The sequence below is a fragment of the Sphingomonas sp. CCH10-B3 genome, from assembly GCF_001556185.1.
Taxonomy (GTDB): domain Bacteria; phylum Pseudomonadota; class Alphaproteobacteria; order Sphingomonadales; family Sphingomonadaceae; genus Sphingomonas; species Sphingomonas aquatica.
This window is the reverse complement of sequence record NZ_LSIJ01000030.1, coordinates 17,342-39,335: the sequence shown is the minus strand read 5'-3', so window position 1 is coordinate 39,335 and position 21,994 is coordinate 17,342. Positions and strand designations below refer to the sequence as shown.

Annotated in this window: 22 protein-coding genes and 2 tRNA genes; 12 read left to right on the top strand and 12 right to left on the bottom strand. The window is 65.6% G+C overall.

What is annotated here, in order from left to right; translation table 11 throughout:
* Window positions 1-28: 28 nt before the first annotated feature.
* Window positions 29-574 carry a peroxiredoxin gene (locus tag AX672_RS07035; RefSeq protein ID WP_066650328.1) on the bottom strand — a complete coding sequence of 182 codons (546 nt, stop codon included), beginning with the start codon at window positions 572-574 and terminating at the stop codon, window positions 29-31.
* A gap of 174 nt (window positions 575-748) precedes the next feature.
* On the opposite strand from AX672_RS07035, the gene AX672_RS07030 reads away from it, so the two are divergent.
* Window positions 749-1,648 carry a hydrogen peroxide-inducible genes activator gene (locus AX672_RS07030; protein WP_066650327.1) on the top strand — a complete coding sequence of 300 codons (900 nt, stop codon included), beginning with the start codon at window positions 749-751 and terminating at the stop codon, window positions 1,646-1,648.
* 122 nt (window positions 1,649-1,770) lie between these two features.
* Entirely contained in the window at window positions 1,771-2,355 is a 585-nt protein-coding gene (locus AX672_RS07025; RefSeq protein ID WP_066650326.1) for a fasciclin domain-containing protein, read from the top strand.
* On the opposite strand, the gene AX672_RS07020 is transcribed toward AX672_RS07025, so the two are convergent.
* From AX672_RS07020 to pgsA, 3 genes are read right to left on the bottom strand one after another with little or no spacing between them, the layout of a single operon-like run.
* Complete coding sequence (locus AX672_RS07020) at window positions 2,352-2,819, bottom strand: molybdenum cofactor biosynthesis protein MoaE (protein ID WP_066650323.1); 468 nt, start codon at window positions 2,817-2,819, stop codon at window positions 2,352-2,354. The two genes, AX672_RS07025 and AX672_RS07020, sit on opposite strands and share 4 nt — an antisense overlap.
* The gene (moaD, locus tag AX672_RS07015; protein ID WP_066650320.1) at window positions 2,816-3,073 is read right to left on the bottom strand and encodes a molybdopterin converting factor subunit 1; all 258 of its coding nucleotides are present in this window, start codon (window positions 3,071-3,073) and stop codon (window positions 2,816-2,818) included. Before moaD ends, AX672_RS07020 begins: the two co-directional genes overlap by 4 nt.
* 5 nt (window positions 3,074-3,078) lie before the next feature.
* The gene (pgsA, locus tag AX672_RS07010; protein WP_066650318.1) at window positions 3,079-3,630 is read right to left on the bottom strand and encodes a CDP-diacylglycerol--glycerol-3-phosphate 3-phosphatidyltransferase; all 552 of its coding nucleotides are present in this window, start codon (window positions 3,628-3,630) and stop codon (window positions 3,079-3,081) included.
* Between the two features lie 133 nt (window positions 3,631-3,763).
* Here pgsA and AX672_RS07005 point away from each other — a divergent pair, with 133 nt between their 5' ends.
* The gene (locus AX672_RS07005; RefSeq protein ID WP_066650316.1) at window positions 3,764-5,062 is read left to right on the top strand and encodes an MFS transporter; all 1,299 of its coding nucleotides are present in this window, start codon (window positions 3,764-3,766) and stop codon (window positions 5,060-5,062) included.
* A 7-nt stretch (window positions 5,063-5,069) separates the two neighbouring features.
* Here AX672_RS07005 and AX672_RS18850 read toward each other — a convergent pair whose 3' ends face one another.
* Window positions 5,070-5,243: a hypothetical protein gene (locus AX672_RS18850; protein ID WP_202189266.1), complete on the bottom strand. Its 174-nt coding sequence runs from the start codon at window positions 5,241-5,243 to the stop codon at window positions 5,070-5,072.
* An 87-nt stretch (window positions 5,244-5,330) separates the two neighbouring features.
* Window positions 5,331-7,160 (bottom strand): amidohydrolase family protein, encoded by a 1,830-nt coding sequence (locus AX672_RS07000; RefSeq protein ID WP_066650315.1) that lies wholly within the window; start codon window positions 7,158-7,160, stop codon window positions 5,331-5,333.
* Between the two features lie 152 nt (window positions 7,161-7,312).
* Between AX672_RS07000 and AX672_RS06995 the strand changes: the two genes are divergently transcribed.
* Together AX672_RS06995 and AX672_RS06990 are read left to right on the top strand one after the other, a co-directional pair.
* Window positions 7,313-8,419, top strand: coding sequence for a succinylglutamate desuccinylase/aspartoacylase family protein (locus tag AX672_RS06995; RefSeq protein WP_066650314.1), 1,107 nt, complete (start codon window positions 7,313-7,315; stop codon window positions 8,417-8,419).
* A 147-nt stretch (window positions 8,420-8,566) separates the two neighbouring features.
* Complete coding sequence (locus tag AX672_RS06990) at window positions 8,567-11,857, top strand: TonB-dependent receptor domain-containing protein (protein WP_066650312.1); 3,291 nt, start codon at window positions 8,567-8,569, stop codon at window positions 11,855-11,857.
* 75 nt (window positions 11,858-11,932) lie between these two features.
* Here AX672_RS06990 and AX672_RS06985 read toward each other — a convergent pair.
* Together AX672_RS06985 and AX672_RS06980 are read right to left on the bottom strand one after the other, a co-directional pair.
* Window positions 11,933-12,008 (bottom strand) — tRNA-Ala (locus AX672_RS06985).
* Between the two features lie 83 nt (window positions 12,009-12,091).
* Window positions 12,092-12,412, bottom strand: coding sequence for a TIGR02300 family protein (locus AX672_RS06980; RefSeq protein WP_066650307.1), 321 nt, complete (start codon window positions 12,410-12,412; stop codon window positions 12,092-12,094).
* A 93-nt stretch (window positions 12,413-12,505) separates the two neighbouring features.
* On the opposite strand from AX672_RS06980, the gene aroA reads away from it, so the two are divergent.
* Window positions 12,506-13,840, top strand: coding sequence for a 3-phosphoshikimate 1-carboxyvinyltransferase (gene aroA, locus AX672_RS06975; protein ID WP_066650305.1), 1,335 nt, complete (start codon window positions 12,506-12,508; stop codon window positions 13,838-13,840).
* A 3-nt stretch (window positions 13,841-13,843) separates the two neighbouring features.
* Window positions 13,844-14,473: a (d)CMP kinase gene (gene cmk, locus AX672_RS06970; RefSeq protein ID WP_066650304.1), complete on the top strand. Its 630-nt coding sequence runs from the start codon at window positions 13,844-13,846 to the stop codon at window positions 14,471-14,473.
* Window positions 14,474-14,482: 9 nt separating this feature from the next.
* Here the strand turns inward: cmk and bla are convergent, their stop codons facing one another.
* Window positions 14,483-15,400, bottom strand: coding sequence for a subclass B3 metallo-beta-lactamase (gene bla / locus AX672_RS06965; RefSeq protein ID WP_066650302.1), 918 nt, complete (start codon window positions 15,398-15,400; stop codon window positions 14,483-14,485).
* Window positions 15,401-15,698: 298 nt separating this feature from the next.
* On the opposite strand from bla, the gene rpsA reads away from it, so the two are divergent.
* The 5 genes from rpsA (at window position 15,699) to AX672_RS06940 (ending at window position 19,967) form a co-directional block, all read left to right on the top strand.
* On the top strand, window positions 15,699-17,429 hold the full coding sequence (gene rpsA / locus AX672_RS06960) for a 30S ribosomal protein S1 (RefSeq protein WP_066650301.1): 1,731 nt from the start codon (window positions 15,699-15,701) through the stop codon (window positions 17,427-17,429).
* Between the two features lie 161 nt (window positions 17,430-17,590).
* Window positions 17,591-17,869 carry an integration host factor subunit beta gene (locus AX672_RS06955; RefSeq protein ID WP_082730425.1) on the top strand — a complete coding sequence of 93 codons (279 nt, stop codon included), beginning with the start codon at window positions 17,591-17,593 and terminating at the stop codon, window positions 17,867-17,869.
* Window positions 17,870-17,926: 57 nt separating this feature from the next.
* A tRNA-Leu gene (locus AX672_RS06950) sits at window positions 17,927-18,012 on the top strand.
* A 36-nt stretch (window positions 18,013-18,048) separates the two neighbouring features.
* Window positions 18,049-19,515: an ABC transporter substrate-binding protein gene (locus AX672_RS06945; RefSeq protein WP_066650297.1), complete on the top strand. Its 1,467-nt coding sequence runs from the start codon at window positions 18,049-18,051 to the stop codon at window positions 19,513-19,515.
* Window positions 19,515-19,967, top strand: coding sequence for a DUF4112 domain-containing protein (locus AX672_RS06940; RefSeq protein WP_082730432.1), 453 nt, complete (start codon window positions 19,515-19,517; stop codon window positions 19,965-19,967). Before AX672_RS06945 ends, AX672_RS06940 begins: the two co-directional genes overlap by 1 nt.
* On the opposite strand, the gene AX672_RS06935 is transcribed toward AX672_RS06940, so the two are convergent.
* The 3 genes from AX672_RS06935 to nadC are packed head-to-tail and all read right to left on the bottom strand — an operon-like array spanning window position 19,936 to window position 21,977.
* Complete coding sequence (locus AX672_RS06935; RefSeq protein WP_066650403.1) at window positions 19,936-20,649, bottom strand: ribonuclease T2 family protein; 714 nt, start codon at window positions 20,647-20,649, stop codon at window positions 19,936-19,938. The two genes, AX672_RS06940 and AX672_RS06935, sit on opposite strands and share 32 nt — an antisense overlap.
* Window positions 20,649-21,083: a hypothetical protein gene (locus AX672_RS06930; protein ID WP_066650296.1), complete on the bottom strand. Its 435-nt coding sequence runs from the start codon at window positions 21,081-21,083 to the stop codon at window positions 20,649-20,651. Before AX672_RS06930 ends, AX672_RS06935 begins: the two co-directional genes overlap by 1 nt.
* A 48-nt stretch (window positions 21,084-21,131) precedes the next feature.
* On the bottom strand, window positions 21,132-21,977 hold the full coding sequence (gene nadC, locus AX672_RS06925) for a carboxylating nicotinate-nucleotide diphosphorylase (RefSeq protein ID WP_066650294.1): 846 nt from the start codon (window positions 21,975-21,977) through the stop codon (window positions 21,132-21,134).
* Between the last annotated feature and the right edge of the window lie 17 nt (window positions 21,978-21,994).

Here is a 21,994-nt window from a genome sequence, read left to right as displayed (position 1 = left end):
GCCCGCGCCCCCGACATTTCGACGCTGGTTACGCCGCGATCTGGAGGACGTCGTCGCCCTTGTTCCAGTTGCACGGGCACAGCTCGTCGGTCTGCAGCGCGTCGAGCACGCGCAGCGTTTCCTGCGGGTTGCGGCCGACGTTCAGACCATTGACCTGCACCGCCTGGATGATGCCGTCGGGGTCGACGGTGAAGGTCGCGCGATAGGCGACATGCTCATTGGCATCGAGAATGCCGAGCGCCGAGGCGAGCTTGCCGCCGTTGTCGGCAATCCACGGGAAGTCGGCCGCAGCCAGATCCGGGTCCGACTTGCGCCAGGCGAGGTGGACGTGGCTGGTGTCGGTCGATGCGCCGATCAGCACGGCGTCGCGGTCTTCGAAATCGCCCTTCAGCTGTGCGTAGCCGACGATTTCGGTCGGGCAAACGAAGGTGAAGTCTTTCGGCCAATAGAAAACGATCTTCCACTTGCCGGGCGCCGTGGTGAGGACGTTGATCGTTTCGCCGGCGGGCAGCGCATTGGTGCCCTGCTGGACGGGAACAGTGATGTCGGGAAATTTGTCGCCAACGGTCAACATGTTGGAAAGCCTCCACTAAAAGGTTTGAATTTCGGGGTATGGGGCGTCCTCAAACCGCCACCAGTGCAACACATGCCAGCCCTTGCCGTTCCATGCTGCACTGCACATAAGAAGCCATCACTTAGTTGACAAGTACGTTATTTCGGCCGCATTGATCGATTGGAGCGATCAATCATGACGACCTATCTGCCGACGTTGAAACAGCTGCAATATCTGGTCGCACTGCGCGATCATGGCCATTTCGGTCATGCGGCAGAGAGCTGTTTCGTCACGCAATCGACATTGTCGGCGGGCCTGCGCGAGCTCGAGACGTTGATCGGCGTGACCCTGGTCGAGCGCACTCGCCGGGTGGTGCGCTTCACCCCTGTCGGCGAGCGGATAGCCGACAAGGCGCGGCGGGTGCTGCGCGAGGCCGAGGAACTGGGCGATCTGGCGCGCGCCGCAGGGCGTCCGTTGTCGGGCGAAATGCGGATGAGCGTCATCCCCACGATCGCGCCGTTCATGCTGCCGCGCATCCTGCCCCGGCTGCGCGCCGATTATCCCGAGCTGAAACTCTATCTGCGCGAAGAGCCGAGCGGCGCGGCGTGCGAAGGGCTCCACAATGGCCGCACCGATTGCGTGCTGCTCGCGCTGCCCTTTGCCTGCGGTGATGTCGCATCGGCGCCGCTGTTCGCCGACCGGCTGTTCGTTGCTTTCCCCGAGAATGAATATGTCCCGTGCCCGGCCAGCATCGCCGCTGCCGACATCGACGAGACGCGGCTGCTGCTGCTCGAAGACGGGCACTGCCTGAAGGACCATGCGCTGTCGGCATGCAACCGGCCCGAATTGCGGGCGGAAGCGACGATGCTCGGCACATCGCTGCACACGATCGTGCAGATGGTCGACAACGGGCTGGGCGTGACGATCCTGCCGGAAATGGCGATCGACGCCGGCATATTGGCGCACACCCGCGTCGCCGCGCGGCCGCTCGATGCCGGCCAGCCGATCCGTGACATCGCGCTGATCTGGCGGCGGGCCTCCCCGCGTGAGCGTGACTTTCACCTGCTGGCCGACGTGCTCGCCGCCGCACGCTAAGGGCGTGCCGCGCTGCAGCGATGATCTTGCGTTGCCGCAAAATTGCAACCAAACTGTCTTGAACTCGTATCTGACAGGAGCTCGCTGTCCGGTCGCGAGCTGAACCCCTTACGGAGTAAGCAATGCTTTTTTCGATTCTGTCGCTCGCTGCCGCGCCGATCGCCCTGCAGGCTCAGCCGAACCCGGCGCCTGCTCCCACGACCGCGCCCGCCGCAGCGCCCAATCCCAAGGTCGGCGGCGCCGACATGTTCGACACCAAGACGATCGTCGACAACGCCTCGGCAGCGCCCAACCTGACCACGCTGGTCGCCGCGGTGAAGGCGGCCGGGCTGGCCGAAACGCTGGCTGGCCCCGGCCCGTTCACGGTGTTCGCGCCGACCAATGACGCTTTTGGCCGCCTCGCCCCGGGCACGGTCGATGCGCTGTTGAAGCCTGAATCGAAGCCGACGCTGACCAAGATCCTGACCTATCACGCCGTGCCGGGGTCGATCAGCGGGCTGCAACTGCTCGACATGATCAAGGCGGGCGGCGGCAAGACCGTGCTGACCACGGTCGCAGGCCAGCCGCTGACGGTCGAGCTCGACGGCGGCGCGGTCAAGCTCACCGATTCGAACGGCAACCCCGCCTATGTCGAGATCGCCGACGTGCGCCAGTCGAACGGCGTCGTTCACGTCATCAACGGCGTGCTGATCCCGAAGCTGGACTAAGCGGAAGCGGGCCGGTCCGCTATCGGATCGGCCCAACGCGCGGCGGCGTCATCGTCGGTGGCGCGAGCTTCGACCCAGCGCGCGCCATCGGGCAACACTTCCCGTTTCCAGAACGGCGCTTCGGTTTTCAGCCGGTCGATCAGGAAAGCGCAGGCCTCCAGCGCCGCTTGGCGGTGCGCAGCGGCCGTGCCGACAAACACCACTCGGTCGCTAGGCACCATCCGCCCGACGCGGTGCACGACCACTGTCGCCAACAACGCCCAGCGGTCGCGCGCCTGCTCGGCGAGCGCGCTCAGCGCCGCTTCGGTCGCGCCGGGATAATGCTCCAGCTCGAGCGCGGTCACGCCATCGTCGGCGCGAACCAGCCCGGTGAAGCTCGCGACGCCGCCCGCGCCCGCCACTTCGAGCGCTGCAAGCTCTGCCGCCGCGTCGAGCGGCGCGTCAGTAACGACGACGCGGATCATCCGCCCGTCACCGGGGGAAAGATCGCCACTTCGCGCGCGCCGACGATGGCGGTGTCGAGCGGCACGAACTGCTGGTCGATCGCGGCGCGGAGCCGACCGCGGTCAGCAAAGGCGCGCGCATGGCCTTCGCTCGTCGCGCTCAGCCAATCGATCAGCGCGGCGACGGTCGCCACTCCAGCGGGGGGCGTTACCCGCTCGGCACCCGTTCCGATCGCTTCGCGCACCCACGCGAAATAGAGCATCTCGATCATCATGTCGGTCAGTCCATGTGCCGCAAGCCGACGCGCAGATAATCATAGCCCGTCACCAACGTCAGCACCGCTGCCAGCCACAAGGCCGCGAGTCCGACCGTGCAGATCCACGCGACGCCCGGCAACGCACCGGCGAGAATCAGCGTGCCGAGCGCCGCGATCTGCAGCGTCGTCTTCCACTTCGCCAGCATCGACACCGGTACCGACACCTGCAGCCCGGCAAGAAATTCACGCAGGCCCGATACCGCAATTTCGCGCAGCAGGATGATCAGCGCGGCGATCACGTGCACGCCGTCGATCGCGCGCACTGCGACCAGAATCAGGATGACCGCCGCCACCATGATCTTGTCGGCAATCGGGTCGAGGAAAATGCCGAGCTTCGACACCGCGCCCTGCGCGCGCGCGAGATAGCCGTCGAGATAATCGGTCGCGCCGCACACGCAATAAAGCGCGAATCCCGCCGTATAGCCAAGGCTCCAGCCCGGCCACCACAGCAGTAGCGCGAGCAGCGGCACGGCAGCAATACGGCTGAGTGTCAGGAGGTTGGGCAGGGTCAACACTGCCCCGCTCTAGCCGCGACCGTCCCGGCTTGAAAGCGCCGACATTGCCGCTGCAACGAAACCGATTGCCGCATTTGCGCGACCTCGGCTATGCGGCGTTCACACAACCGCCATAAAGGTTCCGAAACTTGTCATGCTGAATGCGCTCGGGCTACTCAAAGAGCGCCGCTTCCTACCGCTGTTCGTCACCCAGTTCCTCGGCGCGTTCAACGATAATCTGTTCAAGACGGCGATGGTCCTGTTCGCGACCTATCAGATCTACAACGACGCCAAGATGGAACAGAATTTCAACGCGCTGGCGACCGCGTTTGGCGTGCTGCCCTTCTTTCTGCTGTCGGCGCTGTCGGGGCAATTGGCCGATACGCATGACAAGGCGCGGATCATCCGCATCGTCAAGACCGCCGAAATCCTGATCATGATCGTCGGTTCGGCCGGGCTGCTGATCGCGCATGCCGGCTATTCGACGGCCGGCATTGCGCTGATGCTGCTCGCGGTGCTGGGGCTCGGCATCCATTCGACATTCTTCGGCCCGATCAAATATGCGATTCTGCCGCAGCATCTTCACGCCGACGAAGTGCTGGGCGGCACCGGGCTGGTCGAGGCGGCAACGTATCTGGCGATCCTGTCGGGCACGGTGATGGCGGGCGTGCTGGCGAAGCTGCCGGCCGAGATCACGGTGGTGGCGGTATTGGCGATCGCGGTGGTCGGTTGGTTGACGGCGATGTTGGTGCCGCCCGCGCCCCGGCTCGGCCCCGTTCTCAAGGTCGCCTACAACCCGCTAACGGCATCGTGGCGCGTCGTCAGTGCGACGATGCACATCCCACGGCTGTTCATGGCGATCTGCGCGATCAGCTTTTTCTGGTCGATGGGCGCCGTACTGATCGTCGTCTTCCCGGCGCTGGTAAAGAATGTGCTGACCGCCGACGAAGCCGTGACCACGCTGGTCATCGCGCTGTTCTCGATCGGCGTTGCGGTCGGGTCGGTGGCAATCAATGCGCTGCTCGGCGGGCACACCTCAGCCAAATATGCGCCGCAGTCGGTGATCGCGATGGGGCTGTGCGTGATCGCTTTCTCGGCGCTGTGCCGTGCCTGGACGCCCGCCCCGCCGGGCACGCTCTATGCGATCATGCCCTTCCTCGCATTGCCGATGGGCTGGGCAGTGATCGCGGCGCTGATGGCGATTGCGGTCACTGGCGGCATGTTCGTGGTGCCACTCTATGCCTTCCTGACGACAACCGTCGGCAAGGACGAGACCGCCCGCACCGTCGCCGCCAACAACATCGTCAATGCCGGTGCGATGACCTGCGGCACGCTGGTGGTGATCGGGCTGGGCGTTGCGGGTCTCCAGCCGGAAAATACGATCCTGCTGGTCGCGGCGATGTCGCCGGTCGCTGCCTGGCTCGCATGGCGGCTGCACCAGCTCTGCGACTGAACGCGGCCTAGAAAATCAGGCTGTAGATGCAGATGAAGAAGGCCGTGAAGCTGAGCGCAAACAGCTTCAGGTCCTGATCGTCGCTGCTCGGCTTTGCCTCCGCCGCCGGCGCGGGCGGGCGAATCATCCGCCGCATCGGGTGGCGGGCGGCAGGATTGGCGACAAGAACGTCAGTGCGCATGGCAGCGAAGTTAACGCGCCGTTTACGCTTTGGTAGCCGCGAAAAGTGGTTAAGCGCCGTCCAGCTTCGGGACGGTCTCGCCGCCCTCTATTCCCGCACCAGCCGGATGTCCGCGACCTCCATCCGGAACGGCCCCGGCTGCTGGTTGGCGACGATCAACAGCAGTGTCGCCTCGGCGGCGTCAAAGCGCCTCAGCTCGGTAAACGGGACCGTCACTTCACGCCACTCCGGGCTGACCGAGAATGACGCGACCGCCGGACGTTGGCCGGTCGCCGACGAAAAGCCCATGATGGCAAAGCTCTTGCCCTCCCCCCGCGCCCAGAAGCGGATCGCGCGCGCTGGCGCCAAACTGACAGGCGCCATCGGCTGCGCACCCGGCAGAAAGGCGATGCCGGCCCAGGGCGCGATAAAGTCGCTGGTGAGCGTCCCGGCCATCAGCAAGCCGGGTTGGCCATTGGGCGCCGTCGCGCCGGGGGCGAGTGTGACCGTCGACTTGCCGCCTGCCATCGAATCGGTTGATGGGCTCCAACCGATGCCGAAGGGCGCGCCAACCGCGACCTTGCCGCCAGCTGTGGTGAAGCTGGCAATCCGTCCATCGGCGGGCAAGGCGGCGGCTCCCGGCTTTGGCGCTGCCGCCGCCTGCGCGACTTCGGCGCGGCGGGTAGCCCGCAGATCGTTCGCCGAGCGGCCATCCTTCCAAATCTCGTTGATCCGGTGAATATCGGTGATCGTGACCGTCGGGTCACCGTCGACCAGCAGCAGATCGGCCTTCAGCCCCGGCGCGATCCGCCCGCGATCGGCGAGGCGAAAAGCCTTGGCTGTCGCCGCCGTCGCGCCGTTCAGCGCCTGCACCGGCGTCAGTCCGGCCTTCACAAGCAGATCAAGCTCGCGGTGCAGACTGATACCGTACCAGGTTGCAGGGTTCCCTGAGTCGGTGCCCGCGAGGATCGGCACACCGGCCTTGGCAAGCGCGGTGATATTGGCAGCATAGATGGCGTCGAGCTTCGCGGTCCGGTCGTTCCCCATGCGCCGGCGCAGGCCTTCGACGGTTGCCTTGGGCAGCAGACCCGCTAGCCCGGGCTGATCGAGCATCGTCGCCGTGCCCGGTCGCCCGGCAAAACCCTCAAAAACGGTGTACGTCGGCACAACAAAAATGCCGTGCTTCTTTGCCAGCGCGGCAAAGGCCGCGCCGCCATCCTGATCGATGAACAGATGCGCCAGCCCGTCCGCGCCTGCCTCTACGGCTTCGGTTGCGCTGGCAAGGCTTTGCGCATGGACCACGGCAAGTTTACCGCGCTTGTGCGCTGCGGCCACCAGCGCTTTGACCGTCGCCGCATCGAGAGTTGGCCAGGGACGCCCGACGGTGGTGCCGGGCTCAATCACAATCTTGATATAGTCTGACCCCTCGGCGACGCGCTTGGCAACCCAGGCATCAGCCTCTGCCGGTGTGGTCAGCGTCGGCACCGGCAGGCCATATTCTGTCCCATGCCCATTTGGCACGGTCGCCAGATAGCCCGCCGAATACAGGTCCGCCGCACGATCATTGGCGCGGCGCGCCATCCGCTCCCGCACCGGTTTGACCGCCTCGGGCGGCATGAACATGTCGAGCTGCGTCGTCACCCCGAACAGCAATGGATCGTCGAGCGCCTGAAAGGCATGGACATGCGCATCGATCAGCCCCGGTAGCAGCGTCTTGCCCGTGCCATCGATGATGCGGGTATCGGGGGCGGGCTTTGTGCGCGGATCGATCGCGACGATGCGGTCGCCGCGAATCAGGACATCGTGACGGCCCAGACTGCGCGTGCCGTCGAAAACAGTGGCACCGCGGATCAGAGTGGCGGGACGAGCAGGCGCGGGCGCCTGCTTTTGCGCGACTGACTGCCCTGCGATCCATCCGGCGAGCAAGGCAATCGCCAACTTCGTGCGCCTTAGCATGATGCATTTCCCCAAAGCGTCGCAGTACCGACAGATTATTCCACGTCCGTGTTATTGACGCAACACACTTTCGACACGCCGTTGCGTTTCGACCCGCGCTCGCTTTAGGAAGCGACATCGCTCGCTCTCTCGCCTTGTCGCGCGCCCTTGGTCTGGCTGCGCTGTTGCTTGCGCTGCCGGCGCAAGCGCAAACGGTGCTCACCGGCGACCGCGTCGACGGGACGCCGGTGATCGACAAGCTCGACGTTGCCGATCTCGCGCCGGGCCAAGTCCACCGCTTCTGGTTCCGCGTCACCGACAATGCGATCGGCCAGGGCTGGTATGTGCCCGTCGTCGTCGTGCGCGGCGCGAAGCCGGGGCCGAAGCTGCTGCTGACCGCTGCGATCCACGGCGACGAACTGAACGGTGTCGATGTCATCCACCGGCTCGTCAACCGGATCGATCCGGCGGCGCTGAGCGGCAGCATCATCGCCATCCCCGGGCTCAACACGCCGGGCCTGCTCCACCACACGCGGGCCTTCACGCCGGGCGACGGGCGCGACGGCGAAAATCTCAACCGGATCATGCCCGGCGATCCCAAAAGCACCGACCGTGCCGATCGCTATGCCACACGACTCTGGTCGCAGCTGATGCGCCCCAATGCCGACACCGCGATCGACCTGCACACCCAGTCGCGCGGCACCGCTTATCCGATGTACGCCTTTGCAGGGTCGCCGCGCGCGCGCGAGATTGCCGAGCTGATCGGCCCCGACATGATCAAGCTCGACCCCGGCATCAAGGGGACGGTCGAAACCGAAATGCTGAAGAGCGGCGTGCCCGCCATCACGCTCGAACTCAACCGGCCCGAAATGTTCGACCGCGTGGTGATTGGCCGCGCGGTCGATGGCCTGCTGCGGCTGATGGTCGACATGAAAATGCTCGCCCCCGGCAGCGCGCCGCTACGCACGAAGGACCCAATCATCGGCGATTCGCTTGCAACCGTCCGCACCAGCCGGGGCGGCTATGCGGCGCTGCTGGTCGATCTGGGCGACCGCGTCGCCAAGGGTCAGACGGTTGCTACGCTTGCCGATCCGTTCGGCCGCACGCTAGAGACATTGACGGCGCCACAGTCAGGCTGGGTCAGCTCGATTGCAACCGACCCGCTGCGCGATCCCGGCGATACGCTGATGCGCATCCTGTTCATGGCCCCAACCCGCGCCGCTAACGGCGATCGGCCCGTGACCAAGCCGCCCCAGCGTTAGCGCAATAGTTGCAGTGTCGCAATAATGTCACGCCTGCGAAATTTTCCGCAGTACGCCAACTCGCACCGCGTGGTGCAGTTGCAAAATAATGAAACTTATTTCAGCCTCTATGTTGTAATTTTGCAATGTTGAGGGGGTTGGTTTCGTATGAAATTGAAAGCAGTGGTGCTGGCCGGGGCATCGGCATGGGTGCTTGTTTGCGCGGCACCGGCTTGGGCGCAGACGGCGCCCGTCGGCGGCGACGCCAAGCCCGCCGATAGCGAAGAGGTGGTTGTCACGGGCAGCCGCCTGAAGCTCGATCCCAATGCGACCGAGCCGCTGCCCGTCAGCTCGGTTACCGCCGATCAACTTCGCGCAGCGGGTGCCACCGATGTGACCGCAACGCTCCGCCAGATTCCCGCACTCATCTCCTCGGGCACCGTCGCCGATTCGATCGAGCGCGGGGGTGGTGGCACCGGCCAGGCAACGCTCAACCTGCGACAGCTCGGGTCGAACCGCACGCTGGTGCTGATCGACGGTCAGCGCCACGTCTCGGGCGTCGCCGGCACGCAGACCGTCGACGTGTCGACCATCCCCGCCGGCCTGATCGACCGCGTCGACGTGCTGACCGGCGGCGCGTCGGCAATTTACGGCGCCGACGCGGTGACCGGCGTGGTCAACTATGTGCTGAAGCGCGATTTTAAGGGCCTCACGGTCGATGCACAGGCGGGCGTGTCGGATCGCGGCGATGGCGCGAGCTATCGCATCGATGCCGCCTATGGGCTGAACTTTGCCGGCGGACGCGGGAACATCACCATCGCGGGCGGCTACACCAACGAAAATGAAGTGTTGCTCGGCGACCGCGACTTCACCGCCAACAACGGGCGCGGCAACAATTCGACCACCTATTCCAACCCGGCGCGGCGCTTCCAGGTCGGCGACATCAACGCCGCCACAACGCCCAATTTCGCAAGCTATTTCCGCGTCGGCGGCCCGGGGCCGCGCACCACGCGGATCAGTTTCGGCCCGACCATCCCGACGACGCTTGCCGCGTTTCAGGCGCTGTTCCCCGGTCGCACCCCAACGGCCGCCGAGCAGGCGCTGATCGACCGTGCTGCCAATTCGTCAGCGTTCGTGATCGGCGCGCAGCCGGTGTTCGGCATCAGCTCGAATGCAGGCCTGATCTTCCGCGCCGATTTCGGCCTGTTCACGACCGACATCAACAACAACGGCATTCGCGACTGTAATGAAAGCTACGTTGGCTGGACCGGCTTCGGCGGCGGTGGCTGCTACGTCTCGACCCCGGGCGGTGGTGTCCGCATTTTCCAGGACGGCATCATTTCGACCGGCCAGAACCAGTTTGGCGGCGACGGTGCGGTCGAACGCACCAACGAGACGTCGCTGACCCCGGGCAGCGAGCGCTTCTACGGCAATTTCCGCGCGCGGTTCGAGTTTTCGCCCGCCGCCGAAGTCTTCATCGACGCCAAATACACGCGCAACAACACGGTTTCGCGCAACAATTACAACACTTTCTACGATTCATTGCTGATTCTGCCCGACAACCCCTTCATCCCGGCCGTGTTGCAGGGTGAAGCCAATGCGGCGGGTGGCTTGCGTATCAGTCGCGACTTCCTCGATCTGGGGCCGAACATCCAGACGGCGAACCGCGACACTTATCGGATCGTCGCGGGCGTGCGTGGCGAAATCACGCCGCACCTGAGGTACGACGTCACTGGCAACTATGGTCGCACCGACAACAAGATCACGCAGAGCAATTCGGTACTCTACGACCGGTTGTTCGCCGCGATCGACGTGGTGCGCGGGCCCGGCGGGCGGCCGATCTGCCGCTCGGACATCAGCAACGTGCCCTATGTCGGCTCGGAAACTTTCCCGTTCATCGAAGGCGGCTTCTTCACTTTCCGCCCCGGCGATGGCCAGTGCCGCCCGGTCACGCTGTTCAACGGCGTCAATTCGGTCAGTCAGGAAGGCGTGAACTTCATCACCCAGCCGACGACCGACAACTTCCGGCTGACGCAAACGGTGATCACCGCGACCGTAACCGGCGATACCGGCGGCTTCTTCAATCTGCCGGGCGGCGCCCCGCAGTTTTCAGCCGGGTTCGAATATCGCCGCGAAACATCATCGTCGCGCTTCAGCGATCTCGAACTCGGGTTGCTGCCGACCGGGTCGCCAGCAGGCCCTGCCGGCACTTTCATCGGCAGCATTTCCGCCAACCAGCAGCTGATCTTCGACCCGTCGACTCGCACGCTCAACACCGGCGGCGCGTTCGACGTGAAGGAAGTGTTCGGCGAATTGCGGCTGCCGTTGCTGCGCGACACGCCGTTCGCGCATGAACTGACGGTGGGCGCAGCCGGTCGCTACGCCGATTATTCGACCGTGGGCGGCACCTTCACCTGGAACGTCAACGCGGTCTATGCGCCGGTCCGCGACATCCGGTTCCGCGGCACCTATGCCCGCGCGATCCGTGCGCCGAACATCGCCGAGCTGTTCAGCCCGGCACAGGGCGCAACGTTCCGCCCATCGGACCCGTGCGACCTCGTCAACCGCGGCCTCAACCCCAATCGCGCCGCGAACTGTCTGGCGGCGGCGACGGCACTGGGCATTCCCAACCCGGCGCAGTTCCTTGCCACCTACAACGATCCGCTGACCGGGCGCTTCTCGGGCACCAGCGGCGGCAACCCGAACCTGCGCCGCGAAACTGCGACGACCTGGTCGGTCGGTTCGGTGATCCAGCCGCGCTGGGTGCGCGGGCTGACGCTGTCGGCGGATTATTATTCGATCCGGATCAACGACGCGATTTCGGCCGTCAGCGCGCAGGACATCGTCAACACCTGTTACGACAACATCACTTTCCCGAACCAGTTCTGCGCGCTGTTCCGACGCAATGGACCGGCGGCGGGACCGGCGACGTTCGGCTTCAACTTCCTGCAACAGACGCAGCTGAATTTCGGGCGGATCGAAACCTCGGGCATCGATTTCTCGGTCAACTATAACTTCAACATCGGCGCTTCGACCAAAGTCAATCTGGGGGTCAGTGGCAACTGGACCGAGAAGGTCGATCGCTTCTTCGATCCGGGCAACCCGAATCTGGTCAATCCCGCGCTGCGCGAACAAAGCGTCCCCGAATTCTCGGGCGTGGTCACCGCCAATGTCAGCCGCGGGCCGCTGTCGCTCAACTACAGCCTGCAATATATTCAAAGCACGGCGGCAGCCGGCGTGATCCAGATCGAGCGCATCCAGGCCGAATTCGGCAATGCGGGGTTCGCGCCGGACTATTACGTCCAGAACCTGTCGGTCGGCATCGAGGTCAACAAGAAGTTCAGCTTCTATGCCGGGGTCAACAATCTGACCGATCTTCAGCCTTACCTCGCCAGTTCGGCCTATCCGGTGTCGGGTGTCGGGCGCTATGTCTTCGCCGGGGTGCGCACGCGGTTCTGAACGCCGCGCACCGACCAAAAAAGAGGGCCGGCGGGGAAACCCGTCGGCCTTCTTTTTTCACGCGAACCGGATGGATGGTGGAGCCGAGGGGGATCGAACCCCTGACCTTCGCAATGCCATTGCGACGCTCTCCCAGCTGAGCTACGGCCCCATCTCCGGCGGGAAGGCGTCGCCCATATCGGGACGACGCTTCCTTTGCAAGCGGTCTAGACCGCCCCGGTTAACGTTATTTGCTTAACGTTCTTCTTCGTCGCCGCCGGTTTCGACGCCGAGATCGTCGTCGCCGCCCAGATCGACTTCATCGTCGGGTGAGGGCTCTTCGTCGTCGCCGGCGATGTCCAGATCCTCGGCTGCATCGGCGAGATCATCGTCATCGACCTTGACCGCCGCCTTGGGCGCGTCGAACGGCAGCGGCTGCTTGGACTTCAGGATCGGCTCGGGTTCCCAAGTGTGACCGCATTCGATGCAGGCGACGGGATCGTCCTTGCCAAGATCATAGAAACGCGTGGCGCATTTCGGGCACGTCCGCTTCGTGCCCCATTCCGGTTTCACCATCGGTGACCTTTCATATGGGATATCGTCAGGTTGATACCTGCAAAGTGGCGGGCGCCTTGCCATAGCGCAAGCGCGCTGTCAAAGCCGCGCTCCGTGACGACCAGCCCCGCCCCCTGCACCATCGCCCGCCGCGCGCCATTGCGCGGTACGATTACTGTCCCCGGCGACAAGTCGATCAGCCACCGCGCGCTGATGTTCGCCAGCCTCGCGGTCGGCACCAGCCGGATCGAGGGCCTGCTGGAGGGCGAGGACGTGCTGGCGACCGCCGCCGCGCTGCGCGCAATGGGTGCGACGATCGTGCGCGGCGATGACGGGGTGTGGACCGTCGATGGCGTCGGCGTCGGCGGGCTGCTCCAGCCGCAACAAGCGCTCGACATGGGCAATTCGGGCACCTCGACGCGGCTGCTGATGGGCCTCGTCGCCAGCCACCCGATTACCGCCACTTTCATCGGCGACGCCTCGCTGTCGAAGCGCCCGATGCAGCGGGTGATCGCCCCGCTCGCGCAGATGGGCGCCGACATCACGGCCAGCCCCGGCGGCACGTTGCCGCTGATGGTGCGCGGACTGTGCCCGGCGGTGCCGATCGCCTACACGCTTCCGGTTGCATCGGCGCAGGTCAAGTCGGCCGTGCTGCTCGCCGGTCTCAACACACCCGGCATCACCCGTGTGCTGGAACCAGTGCCGACCCGCGACCACAGCGAACGCATGCTGGCGGGCTTCGGTGCCAGGCTGACCGTCGAGGAAACGCCGCAGGGCCGGCTGATCGCGATCGAGGGTGAAGCCGAACTGTCGCCGCAACACATCGTCGTGCCGGGCGACCCGTCGTCCGCTGCCTTTTTCATGGTCGCCGCATCGATTGTCGAAGGATCGGAAATCGTGATCGGCAACGTCGGGCTCAATCCGACGCGCACCGGCCTGATCACCGCGCTCAAGATGATGGGCGCCGACATCAGCGAGGCTCAGCCGCGCATCGTCGGCGGCGAGCCCGTCGCCGATCTGATCGTCCGCCACGCGCCGCTGAAGGCCATCGAAGTGTCCGCCGAACTCGCCCCGAGCATGATCGACGAATATCCGGCGCTGTTCGTCGCCGCCGCTTTTGCTGCCGGGCGCACGGTCGCGCGCGGGGCCGAGGAACTGCGCGTCAAGGAATCGGACCGGATCGCTGCAATGGCAAGCGCGCTGCGCGCGATCGGCGCGCAGGTGGAGGAATTCCCCGACGGCCTCGCGATCACTGGTACTGGCGGCGAAGCGCTTGCGGGCGGCGCCACGATCGCGACGCTGCTCGACCACCGGATCGCGATGAGCCTCGCCATTGCTGCGCTCAATTGCCGCGCGCCTGTCACGCTCGACGATGCGGCGCCGATCGCGACGAGCTTTCCCGACTTTCTCGACCTGCTTGACGGGCTGGGCCGCGATGGCCTTGAGTGACGCATGATCATCGCCGTCGACGGACCCGCAGCATCGGGCAAGGGCACGATCGCGCGAGCGCTTGCCCGCCATTATGGCCTGCCGCATCTCGACACCGGGCTGCTCTATCGCGCCGTCGCGCTCAACCTGATGCGGCATGAGCTCGACCCCACGATCGAGGCCGATGGCGTCGCCTCATGCGATTTCGACGAAGGCATGTTGCACGACGATGCCCTGCGCGACGATGTCGTCGGCAAGGCGGCCTCGATCGTCTCGGCGCATCCGCTGGTCCGGGCGGCGCTGATGGCGCGGCAGAAGCGCTTCGCGAACCAGCCCGGCGGCGCGGTGCTCGACGGGCGCGACATCGGCACGGTGATCACTCCCCATGCCGATGCCAAGCTGTTCGTGCGCGCGACCCCCAATATCCGCGCGCGGCGTCGCCATGCCGAATTGCGCGCGCGCGGGCAGGAAATCAGCATCGACAAGGTGCTCGCCGACATCCGCGCCCGCGACCTGCGCGACAGCCAGCGCGCAACCGCGCCGCTGGTGGTTGCCAATGATGCCGCCCTGCTCGACACCAGCTTCCTGTCGATCGAAGCAAGCATCCAGCGCGCGATCGCGCTGGTCGAGGAGCGGATCGGGCGGAAATCCTAGGTCAAACTTCTAGGACCTTGGCGTCGCCTCGCTCGCCAGCCGATCGTCGAGGATTTTCACATAGCGGGCACCCAGATCACGGCAGGCACCGGAATCGATGAACGGGTTGGGCACCGGTCGCGCCTCGAACGCGGCGAACTTGGTGTCGCTGCCCGAATTGTCGGGGTGCGCGGTGAACAGGATGTCGCACGGCAATGCACCGACTCGCGCGATCGTCCGCCGGAAGGCTGCGACCCAGGCGGCATGCGCCGGGTCGGAGAATCGATAGCCGTCGACCGACACGGGGTTAAGGCTGGAAGCAAAGACCATGTTCAGGCAGCGTCCGCGCTCGCATGACTGCCAGCGCCAGCTCATGCTCCCTGCCGTGTGGCCCGGCGTTGCCACGGCCGTCACGATCACCTTGCCGAGCCTGATCGCCTCGCCGTCACGCACGACGCGCAGCTTGCCGGTCACCGCGGGCTGCGCCGGCAGCTGGCCGAACTGCGGATCCTCGGCGTCGGGCTTGCCGGTGCGCAGGACGCGCGCGGCGGGCGAGCTTGCGACGACAGTCGCGCCGGTATCGCGGGCGAGCGCGGCGAGGCCGCCGGCATGGTCGTAATGCGGCTCGGTGCTCAGGATCAGCTTCACGTCACGCAGCTTGAAACCGAGCGCGCGAATGTTGGCCTCGACCGCCGTCACTGTCTGCGGCAGCGCGGCATCGACAAGGATCAACCCCGCGCCGGTATCGATCAGCGCCACGCTCATCTTGCGGAAGCCGACCAGATAGGTGTTGCCGTAAATGCGCTTGGGCGGCTGTGGCGCGAGCCAGCGCGCAGCAAAATCGGGTGAGATCGGGCGCGTCAGCGGATCGTCGATTGCCTGCGAAGGTGCCGTGCCGCCGATCGCCAGCACAGCGACCAACCCCAAAGTCCGTCCGAACCAGCGCATGTCGCTTCCCTTCCGCAAGACCAAAGCCGCTATAGACAAGCCCGCCGCCGCGGCAACCGCCGCGCCTTGCCTCGCTGCCCCCTATGCGCTATGGCGCCCCCGTCCAGCGGGCAGGTGCTCGCGGAAGAAGGCGCGGAGTCCTGCACTCCTGCGCCCTTTTCGCTTTTGTGCGTCTAGGCTCTTCCGCGTCGCCCGTCCCCGGGATGCTGCGCCCGGCATTCGGCCGTCGCGGCAACATGGCCAAAGACCGCCGGAGACAACCGGCTGGCCGGAAACTGACTTGGGATTACGACACTTTATGGCCTCTTCGGCAAACCCCACGCGCGACGATTTCGCGGCACTTCTGGAAGAAACGCTCGGTGATGCAGACGGCTTTGAGGGCCGCGTCGTCAAGGGCACCGTTACCGCGATCGAGAATGATCTCGCCGTCATCGATGTGGGGCTGAAGTCCGAAGGCCGCGTTCCGCTGCGCGAATTCGCGATGCCGGGCCAGAAGGCCGATCTGAAGGTCGGCGACGAAGTCGAAGTCTATGTCGACCGCGTCGAAAACGTCCACGGCGAAGCGATGCTGTCGCGCGACCGCGCCCGCCGCGAGGCCGCGTGGGACACGCTGGAAGCCGAATTCGCCAAGAACGCCCGCGTCGAAGGCGTCATCTTCGGCCGCGTCAAGGGCGGCTTCACCGTCGACCTCAACGGCGCCGTCGCCTTCCTGCCGGGTTCGCAGGTCGATATCCGTCCGGTGCGCGACGTCGCCCCGCTGATGGACATCCCGCAGCCCTTCCAGATCCTGAAGATGGACCGCAAGCGCGGCAACATCGTCGTCTCGCGCCGCGCGATCCTCGAGGAAACCCGCGCCGAGCAGCGTTCGGGCCTGATCCTGTCGCTGGCGGAGGGCCAGGTGATCGACGGCGTCGTCAAGAACATCACCGATTACGGCGCCTTCGTCGACCTGGGCGGCATCGACGGCCTGCTCCACGTCACCGACTTGAGCTACAAGCGTGTCGCGCATCCGAGCGAAGTGCTCGAAATCGGCCAGACCGTGCGCGTCCAGATCATCCGCATCAACAAGGACACGCAGCGCATCAGCCTCGGCATGAAGCAGCTTGAGAGCGATCCGTGGGATGGCGCGATGGTCAAGTACCCGATCGGCGCCAAGCTGTCGGGCCGCGTCACCAACATCACCGAATATGGTGCCTTCGTCGAACTCGAAGCGGGCATCGAAGGCCTGGTCCACGTCTCCGAAATGAGCTGGACCAAGAAGAACGTCCACCCCGGCAAGATCGTATCGACCAGCCAGGAAGTCGATGTCATCGTTCTCGAAGTCGACGCCGAAAAGCGCCGCATTTCGCTCGGCCTCAAGCAGGCGCAGGCCAATCCGTGGGAAGCCTTTGCCGAGGCTCACCCGGTCGGCTCGACTGTCGAAGGCGAAGTCAAGAACGCAACCGAATTCGGCCTGTTCATCGGCCTCGACAACGACGTCGACGGCATGGTCCACATGTCGGACATCGCCTGGGGCATTTCGGGCGAGGATGCGCTCAACCTGCACCGCAAGGGCGAGATGGTGAAGGCGGTCGTGCTCGACATCGACGCCGAGAAGGAGCGTATTTCGCTCGGCATGAAGCAGCTCGAGCGCGGTGGCCCGGTCGCGGGTGCCGCAACCGGATCGGCGCCTGTCGGCGACGGCGCGCGCCTCGCCAAGAATGCGATCGTCACCGTCACCGTGCTCGAAGTCCGCGATGCGGGCCTCGAAGTGCAGGTCGGCGATGCTGGCGCAACTGGCTTCATCAAGCGCACCGATCTGGGCCGCGACCGTGACGAACAGCGTCCGGAGCGCTTCCAGGTCGGCCAGAAGTTCGACGCGATGGTGACCGGCTTCGACCGGTCGAAGAAGCCGACCTTCTCGATCAAGGCGATGCAGATTTCCGAAGAGAAGGAAGCCGTCGCGCAATATGGCTCGTCCGATTCGGGCGCGTCGCTCGGCGATATTCTCGGCGAGGCGCTCAAGGCGCGGAACGCCGACAAGGGCTGATGATACCCAAAATGGGGCGATGGTACGCTGTCGCCCCATTTATGGCTTTTACAGTGCCATATGTAGGGCTTAAACCTGTGTGAGGTGAGTGACAGCGTTATCAGGGGGCGAGTCTAACTCGAATGATAGCCGTCACTCGTAGGGATTGCGGGGAGGCGCACATGATTCGGTCGGAGTTGGTTCAACGTTTGGTCGCGGAAAATCGCGACCTCACCCCACGCGATATCGAGGCCATCGTCGCCACTTTCTTCGATGAAATTTCGGCGCAGCTCGCTGCCGATGGTCGCGTCGAACTGCGCGGCTTCGGCGCCTTCAGCACGCGGGCGCGCAGCGCGCGCACCGGCCGCAACCCGCGCACCGGCGACCTTGTCGATGTCAGCGCGAAGCGCGTGCCCTATTTCAAGCCCGGCAAGGAAATGCGCCAGCGGCTCAACATGTAGTCGGCGTGCGCGTCACCGCTTGACGCCGCCGCGCGGCTGGGCTTGCGTTGCCGCGCCGCGGACGTGGCGAAATCGGTAGACGCAGCAGACTTAAAATCTGTCTTCCTATGGAAATGCGGGTTCAAGTCCCGCCGTCCGCACCATAGCCCCGGGCGCGCCCGCGTGGCATTAGAACCGCGATGCGCCGATTCCGCCCTGCCCTCTCCCTCGCCGCTATCCTGCTTGCGGTGGCGGGGTGCGACCGCCGCGCCGATCGCGGTCCGGTGATCGTCAGCGCGATCGGCAAGCCGCCTGTGCTGATTGATCCGGCGCGCGGTACGGCGGACCTGCCATCACGACTGATGACCGATTCGATCGCGCAAGGCCTCGTCCGCTTCGATGCCAGCGGCCAGATCGCACCAGGGCTCGCCGAGCGCTGGACGGTGCTCGACAATGGCCTCAGCTATGTCTTCCGGCTGCGCGACGCCGAATGGAGCGATGGCAAGCGCGTGCAGGCCGCCGATGTCGTCGCGATCCTGAAGCGGACGATCGGGCGCGAGTCGCGCAACCCGCTGCGGCCGTTCCTGACCGCGATCGACGAAGTTGTCGAAATGACGCCCGAAGTCATCGAAATCCGCCTGTCGCGACCGCGCCCCGATTTGCTGAAGCTGTTTGCGCAGCCCGAACTGGCGATGTTCAAGCTTCATCCCCCCGCGGGCAGCGGCCCGTTTCGTGTCCGCGCGCGCGGTCGCAATTGGGTGATGCTGCGCCCGGCGTTTGATCCGGTACGCGCGGCGGCGCAGGACATTGAAGAGCCCGGCCCGGAGCAGTCGGTCCAGCTTTATGGCGAGCGCGCCTCGCGCGCGATTCTGCGCTTCATCGCGCGCGAATCGGACATGGTGACGGGCGGCAGCTTTCTTGACTGGCCGCTGCTGGCAAGCGTGTCGGTTGCGCCCGCCAATCTGCGCATCGACCCTGCAGCGGGGTTGTTCGGCCTTGCCGTCGTCAATCGCGACGGTTTCCTCGGAGATGTCCAGAACCGGCTCGCGGTCGCGCAGGCGATCGACCGCGCCGCACTGGTTGCCGCCTATGCGCCGGGCTGGACCGCCGATGAGCGGCTGCTGCCCGAAAAGCTTGATTCGGGAAGTTCGCCAACCGTGCCGAGCTGGGTGAAGCTCGACCCGGCGGCGCGACGCGAAGGGGCCCGCGCCCGCGTCGCGCGCTGGCACGCCGAGCATGACGGCCCACCGGTGCTGCGGATCGCCCTGCCCAAGGGACCGGGTGCGACGATCCTGTTCGGCTTCGTCGGCGCGTCGCTGCGCTCGATCGGGATCGAGCCCCAGCGCGTGCCCATCAACGCCAATGCCGACCTTCGGCTGATCGATGCGGTTGCCCCCTATGACAGCGCGCGATGGTACCTCGGCACCGCATGCCAGCCGTGCAGTCCCGATGTCGCCGCCAAGATCGACGCAGCGCGCGATGCACCCGATATGGCGAGCCGGTCGGCACGGCTGGCGGAGGCCGATGTGGCACTGACCGAGGACGGTGCCTATATCCCGATCGCGCGGCCGCTGCGCTGGAGCCTGGTCGCGCTGCGGCTGGCGAAATGGCAGGGGAACAGCCGCGCGTGGCATTCGTTGAATGCGCTGCGTAACGAGAGGCAATGATGACCGGTCGCACGTCCCGCATCGATCCCGAAACCGTCGCCCGGTTCGCCGAGGCGCTGGCACTGAAGGACGACCCCACGTCGGTGCGGCAGCGCGTTGAGGCGCTCGAACATCTGATGGAAGGGCTGGTCAAAATCCCCGGGCTCAATCGCCGGATCGGGCTCGACGTAATTCTCGATCTGGTGCCGGTAGCGGGCGACGCAGTCGCCGCCGCGATGGGCGCCTATATGATTTGGGAAGCGCGCAATCTCGGCATGTCGCGCTGGCAGATGACACGGATGGCGGCGAATGTGGGCATCGACTTCGGGCTGGGGCTGATCCCGTTCGTCGGCGCGATCCCCGATTTCTTCTTCCGGTCGAACACGCGCAACCTGAAGATCATCAAACGCCACCTCGACAAGCATCATCCGGCGAGCGTGACTATCGACGTGAAGCCCCCCGCCAGATCTTGATCGGCGCGTCCGCCGCCAGCCCGCCCTGGTGCGCCGGGCAGGTCGCGTAGCGGAACTGTTTGTCGAGACAGAGCCAGACCTCTTCAAGCCAGCCCGATTTATTGGCGGTGATCCGCATCATGTCGGCGGCCATGCCGCGGTTGGCGCCTGCCACCGCCTTGGCGACATCGCCAGCGGTCAGGCCATCGCGCCGCGACAGCGCCACCATGTCGGGATAGCGGAGCGCCGTATAAAGGCGCGACGACCTGGCGAAATAGTCGGCGGGGGTCCGGCTCATGCAGGTCCCGTGCTTGGCCCATTCATGCTGGATGAGCTGCGCCGAAGGGGTGGCGCAGAGCTGACCACGGATCACCGGCGCGGGAACGATGCCCGTCGCGCGGCAATATTGCGGCCATTCGGGGCCCTCACCATCGGGCCACAGCCCGTGCAGCGTGAAGCCGAAGCGATTGCCGCTGCCGCATTCGAACTTGGCCGACGCGTCGCTGCCGTTGTTATGGCAATATTGCGCGGCCCAAGAGATCGCGAGCGTATAGCCGCCGATCGGCACCACGCGCTTGGGCTGTGCTGGCGTCGGCAAATCGGGACGCGGGCGCGGCAGCTTGGCCGGGACGGCGCAGCTATAGGCCTGCGCCTGCGCCAAGGACGGCAGCGCAAGCGCGGCGAGTGTAAGCGCGAGGCGGATCACGCTGCGGGCGCCGCTTCACCGAACCAGGCGGGGGTGTCGGGCCGGAACATCATGGCGACCGCCGCGATCAGCAATGCCGAGGCGCCTAGGCTGCAAAGCGTGCCGACGAGGCTGCGCGATTCGGCGCCAAAGCCGGTCACCAGCCCGAACAGCAGAAACATGGCGCCAAGCAAGTTAAGCGCGGTCAGCGCCACGAGAATCCATTTCGCGACCACTGCCCCCTTGCGGCTGATGAAATACCAGAGCAGCGCTTGGGTCAGCACCCCCAGCCCGAGCGTCGCGGGCAACAGCCACGGGCCGACGGTCTCATTGGCCTGCGCCAGCGCCGGATTGTCGCTGCCGAACAGGGCGATCGACGACCCCACCAGCCCGACCACGATATGGCCGAGATAAAATTGTTCGAAGCGAACGATCGATGCGGGCCGGTCCATGGTAGTTCCCCTTAGTGTTGCCGCATCATAGCGCCCGGCTCGCGCGGCTCAAGCGGCTGAAAAATCGAGACCGATGTCGGCGGCGGGCGCGCTTTGCGTTAGCCGCCCGACGCTGATGAAGGTGACGCCCGTCTCCGCAATCGCGCGGATCGTGTCGAGCCGCACGCCCCCCGAGGCCTCGGTCGGCACGCGCCCGGCGACCAGCGCGACCGCCTCACGCAGCACCGGCGGCGGCATATTGTCGAGCAGCAGATGGGTGGCGCCAGCGTCGAGCGCAGGGGCGATCTGGTCGATCCGGTCGACCTCAACGATGATGCGTTCGATCCCCGCCGCGACCGCGCGCCGCACCGCTTCGCCGACCGAGCCCGCCACCGCGACGTGATTGTCCTTGATCATCGCCGCATCCCACAGCCCCATGCGGTGATTGGTCGCGCCGCCCATGCGGGTCGCATATTTCTCCAGCACGCGCAGCCCGGGGATCGTCTTGCGCGTGTCGAGCAAGGTGGCGCCGGTCCCCGCAATCGCCTCGACATAGCCGCGCGTCATTGTTGCGATGCCCGACAGATGCTGCACCGTGTTGAGCGCCGAGCGTTCCGCCGTCAGCAGCGCGCGCGCTTTCCCCTCCAGTCGCAGCAGATCAGTGCCCGCCGCGACCTTGTCACCATCAGCGACCAGCGCCTCAATCCGCACCTCGGGGTCGAGCGCGCGGAAGAAGGCCTCAGCAATCCCCAGCCCCGCCACCACAATCGGATCGCGGCTGTCCATCACGCCGGTGAAGCGCGCGTCGGCCGGGATGACGGCAGCCGAGGTGATGTCGCCCACCTGCCCCAGATCCTCGGCCAAAGTGGCTGCGACGAACGCGTCGAGATCGACTCCGGGCAGGGCAAAGCTCATGCGCGCGCCTTGGCAAA

Bases quoted from the DNA above. Each gene is read 5' to 3' on its own strand.
- AX672_RS07030 (WP_066650327.1), top strand. From the start codon at position 749: ATGACGACCTATCTGCCGACGTTGAAACAGCTGCAATATCTGGTCGCA.
- AX672_RS06990 (WP_066650312.1), top strand. From the start codon at position 8,567: ATGAAATTGAAAGCAGTGGTGCTGGCCGGGGCATCGGCATGGGTGCTT.
- moaD (WP_066650320.1), bottom strand. From the start codon at position 3,073: ATGATGATCGAGATGCTCTATTTCGCGTGGGTGCGCGAAGCGATCGGA.
- AX672_RS07020 (WP_066650323.1), bottom strand. From the start codon at position 2,819: ATGATCCGCGTCGTCGTTACTGACGCGCCGCTCGACGCGGCGGCAGAG.
- AX672_RS06945 (WP_066650297.1), top strand. From the start codon at position 18,049: ATGCGCCGATTCCGCCCTGCCCTCTCCCTCGCCGCTATCCTGCTTGCG.
- AX672_RS06930 (WP_066650296.1), bottom strand. From the start codon at position 21,083: ATGGACCGGCCCGCATCGATCGTTCGCTTCGAACAATTTTATCTCGGC.
- rpsA (WP_066650301.1), top strand. From the start codon at position 15,699: ATGGCCTCTTCGGCAAACCCCACGCGCGACGATTTCGCGGCACTTCTG.
- nadC (WP_066650294.1), bottom strand. From the start codon at position 21,977: ATGAGCTTTGCCCTGCCCGGAGTCGATCTCGACGCGTTCGTCGCAGCC.
- AX672_RS07005 (WP_066650316.1), top strand. From the start codon at position 3,764: ATGCTGAATGCGCTCGGGCTACTCAAAGAGCGCCGCTTCCTACCGCTG.
- AX672_RS06955 (WP_082730425.1), top strand. From the start codon at position 17,591: ATGATTCGGTCGGAGTTGGTTCAACGTTTGGTCGCGGAAAATCGCGAC.
- bla (WP_066650302.1), bottom strand. From the start codon at position 15,400: ATGCGCTGGTTCGGACGGACTTTGGGGTTGGTCGCTGTGCTGGCGATC.
- AX672_RS06940 (WP_082730432.1), top strand. From the start codon at position 19,515: ATGACCGGTCGCACGTCCCGCATCGATCCCGAAACCGTCGCCCGGTTC.
- cmk (WP_066650304.1), top strand. From the start codon at position 13,844: ATGATCATCGCCGTCGACGGACCCGCAGCATCGGGCAAGGGCACGATC.
- AX672_RS18850 (WP_202189266.1), bottom strand. From the start codon at position 5,243: ATGCGCACTGACGTTCTTGTCGCCAATCCTGCCGCCCGCCACCCGATG.
- AX672_RS07025 (WP_066650326.1), top strand. From the start codon at position 1,771: ATGCTTTTTTCGATTCTGTCGCTCGCTGCCGCGCCGATCGCCCTGCAG.
- AX672_RS07035 (WP_066650328.1), bottom strand. From the start codon at position 574: ATGTTGACCGTTGGCGACAAATTTCCCGACATCACTGTTCCCGTCCAG.
- AX672_RS06980 (WP_066650307.1), bottom strand. From the start codon at position 12,412: ATGGTGAAACCGGAATGGGGCACGAAGCGGACGTGCCCGAAATGCGCC.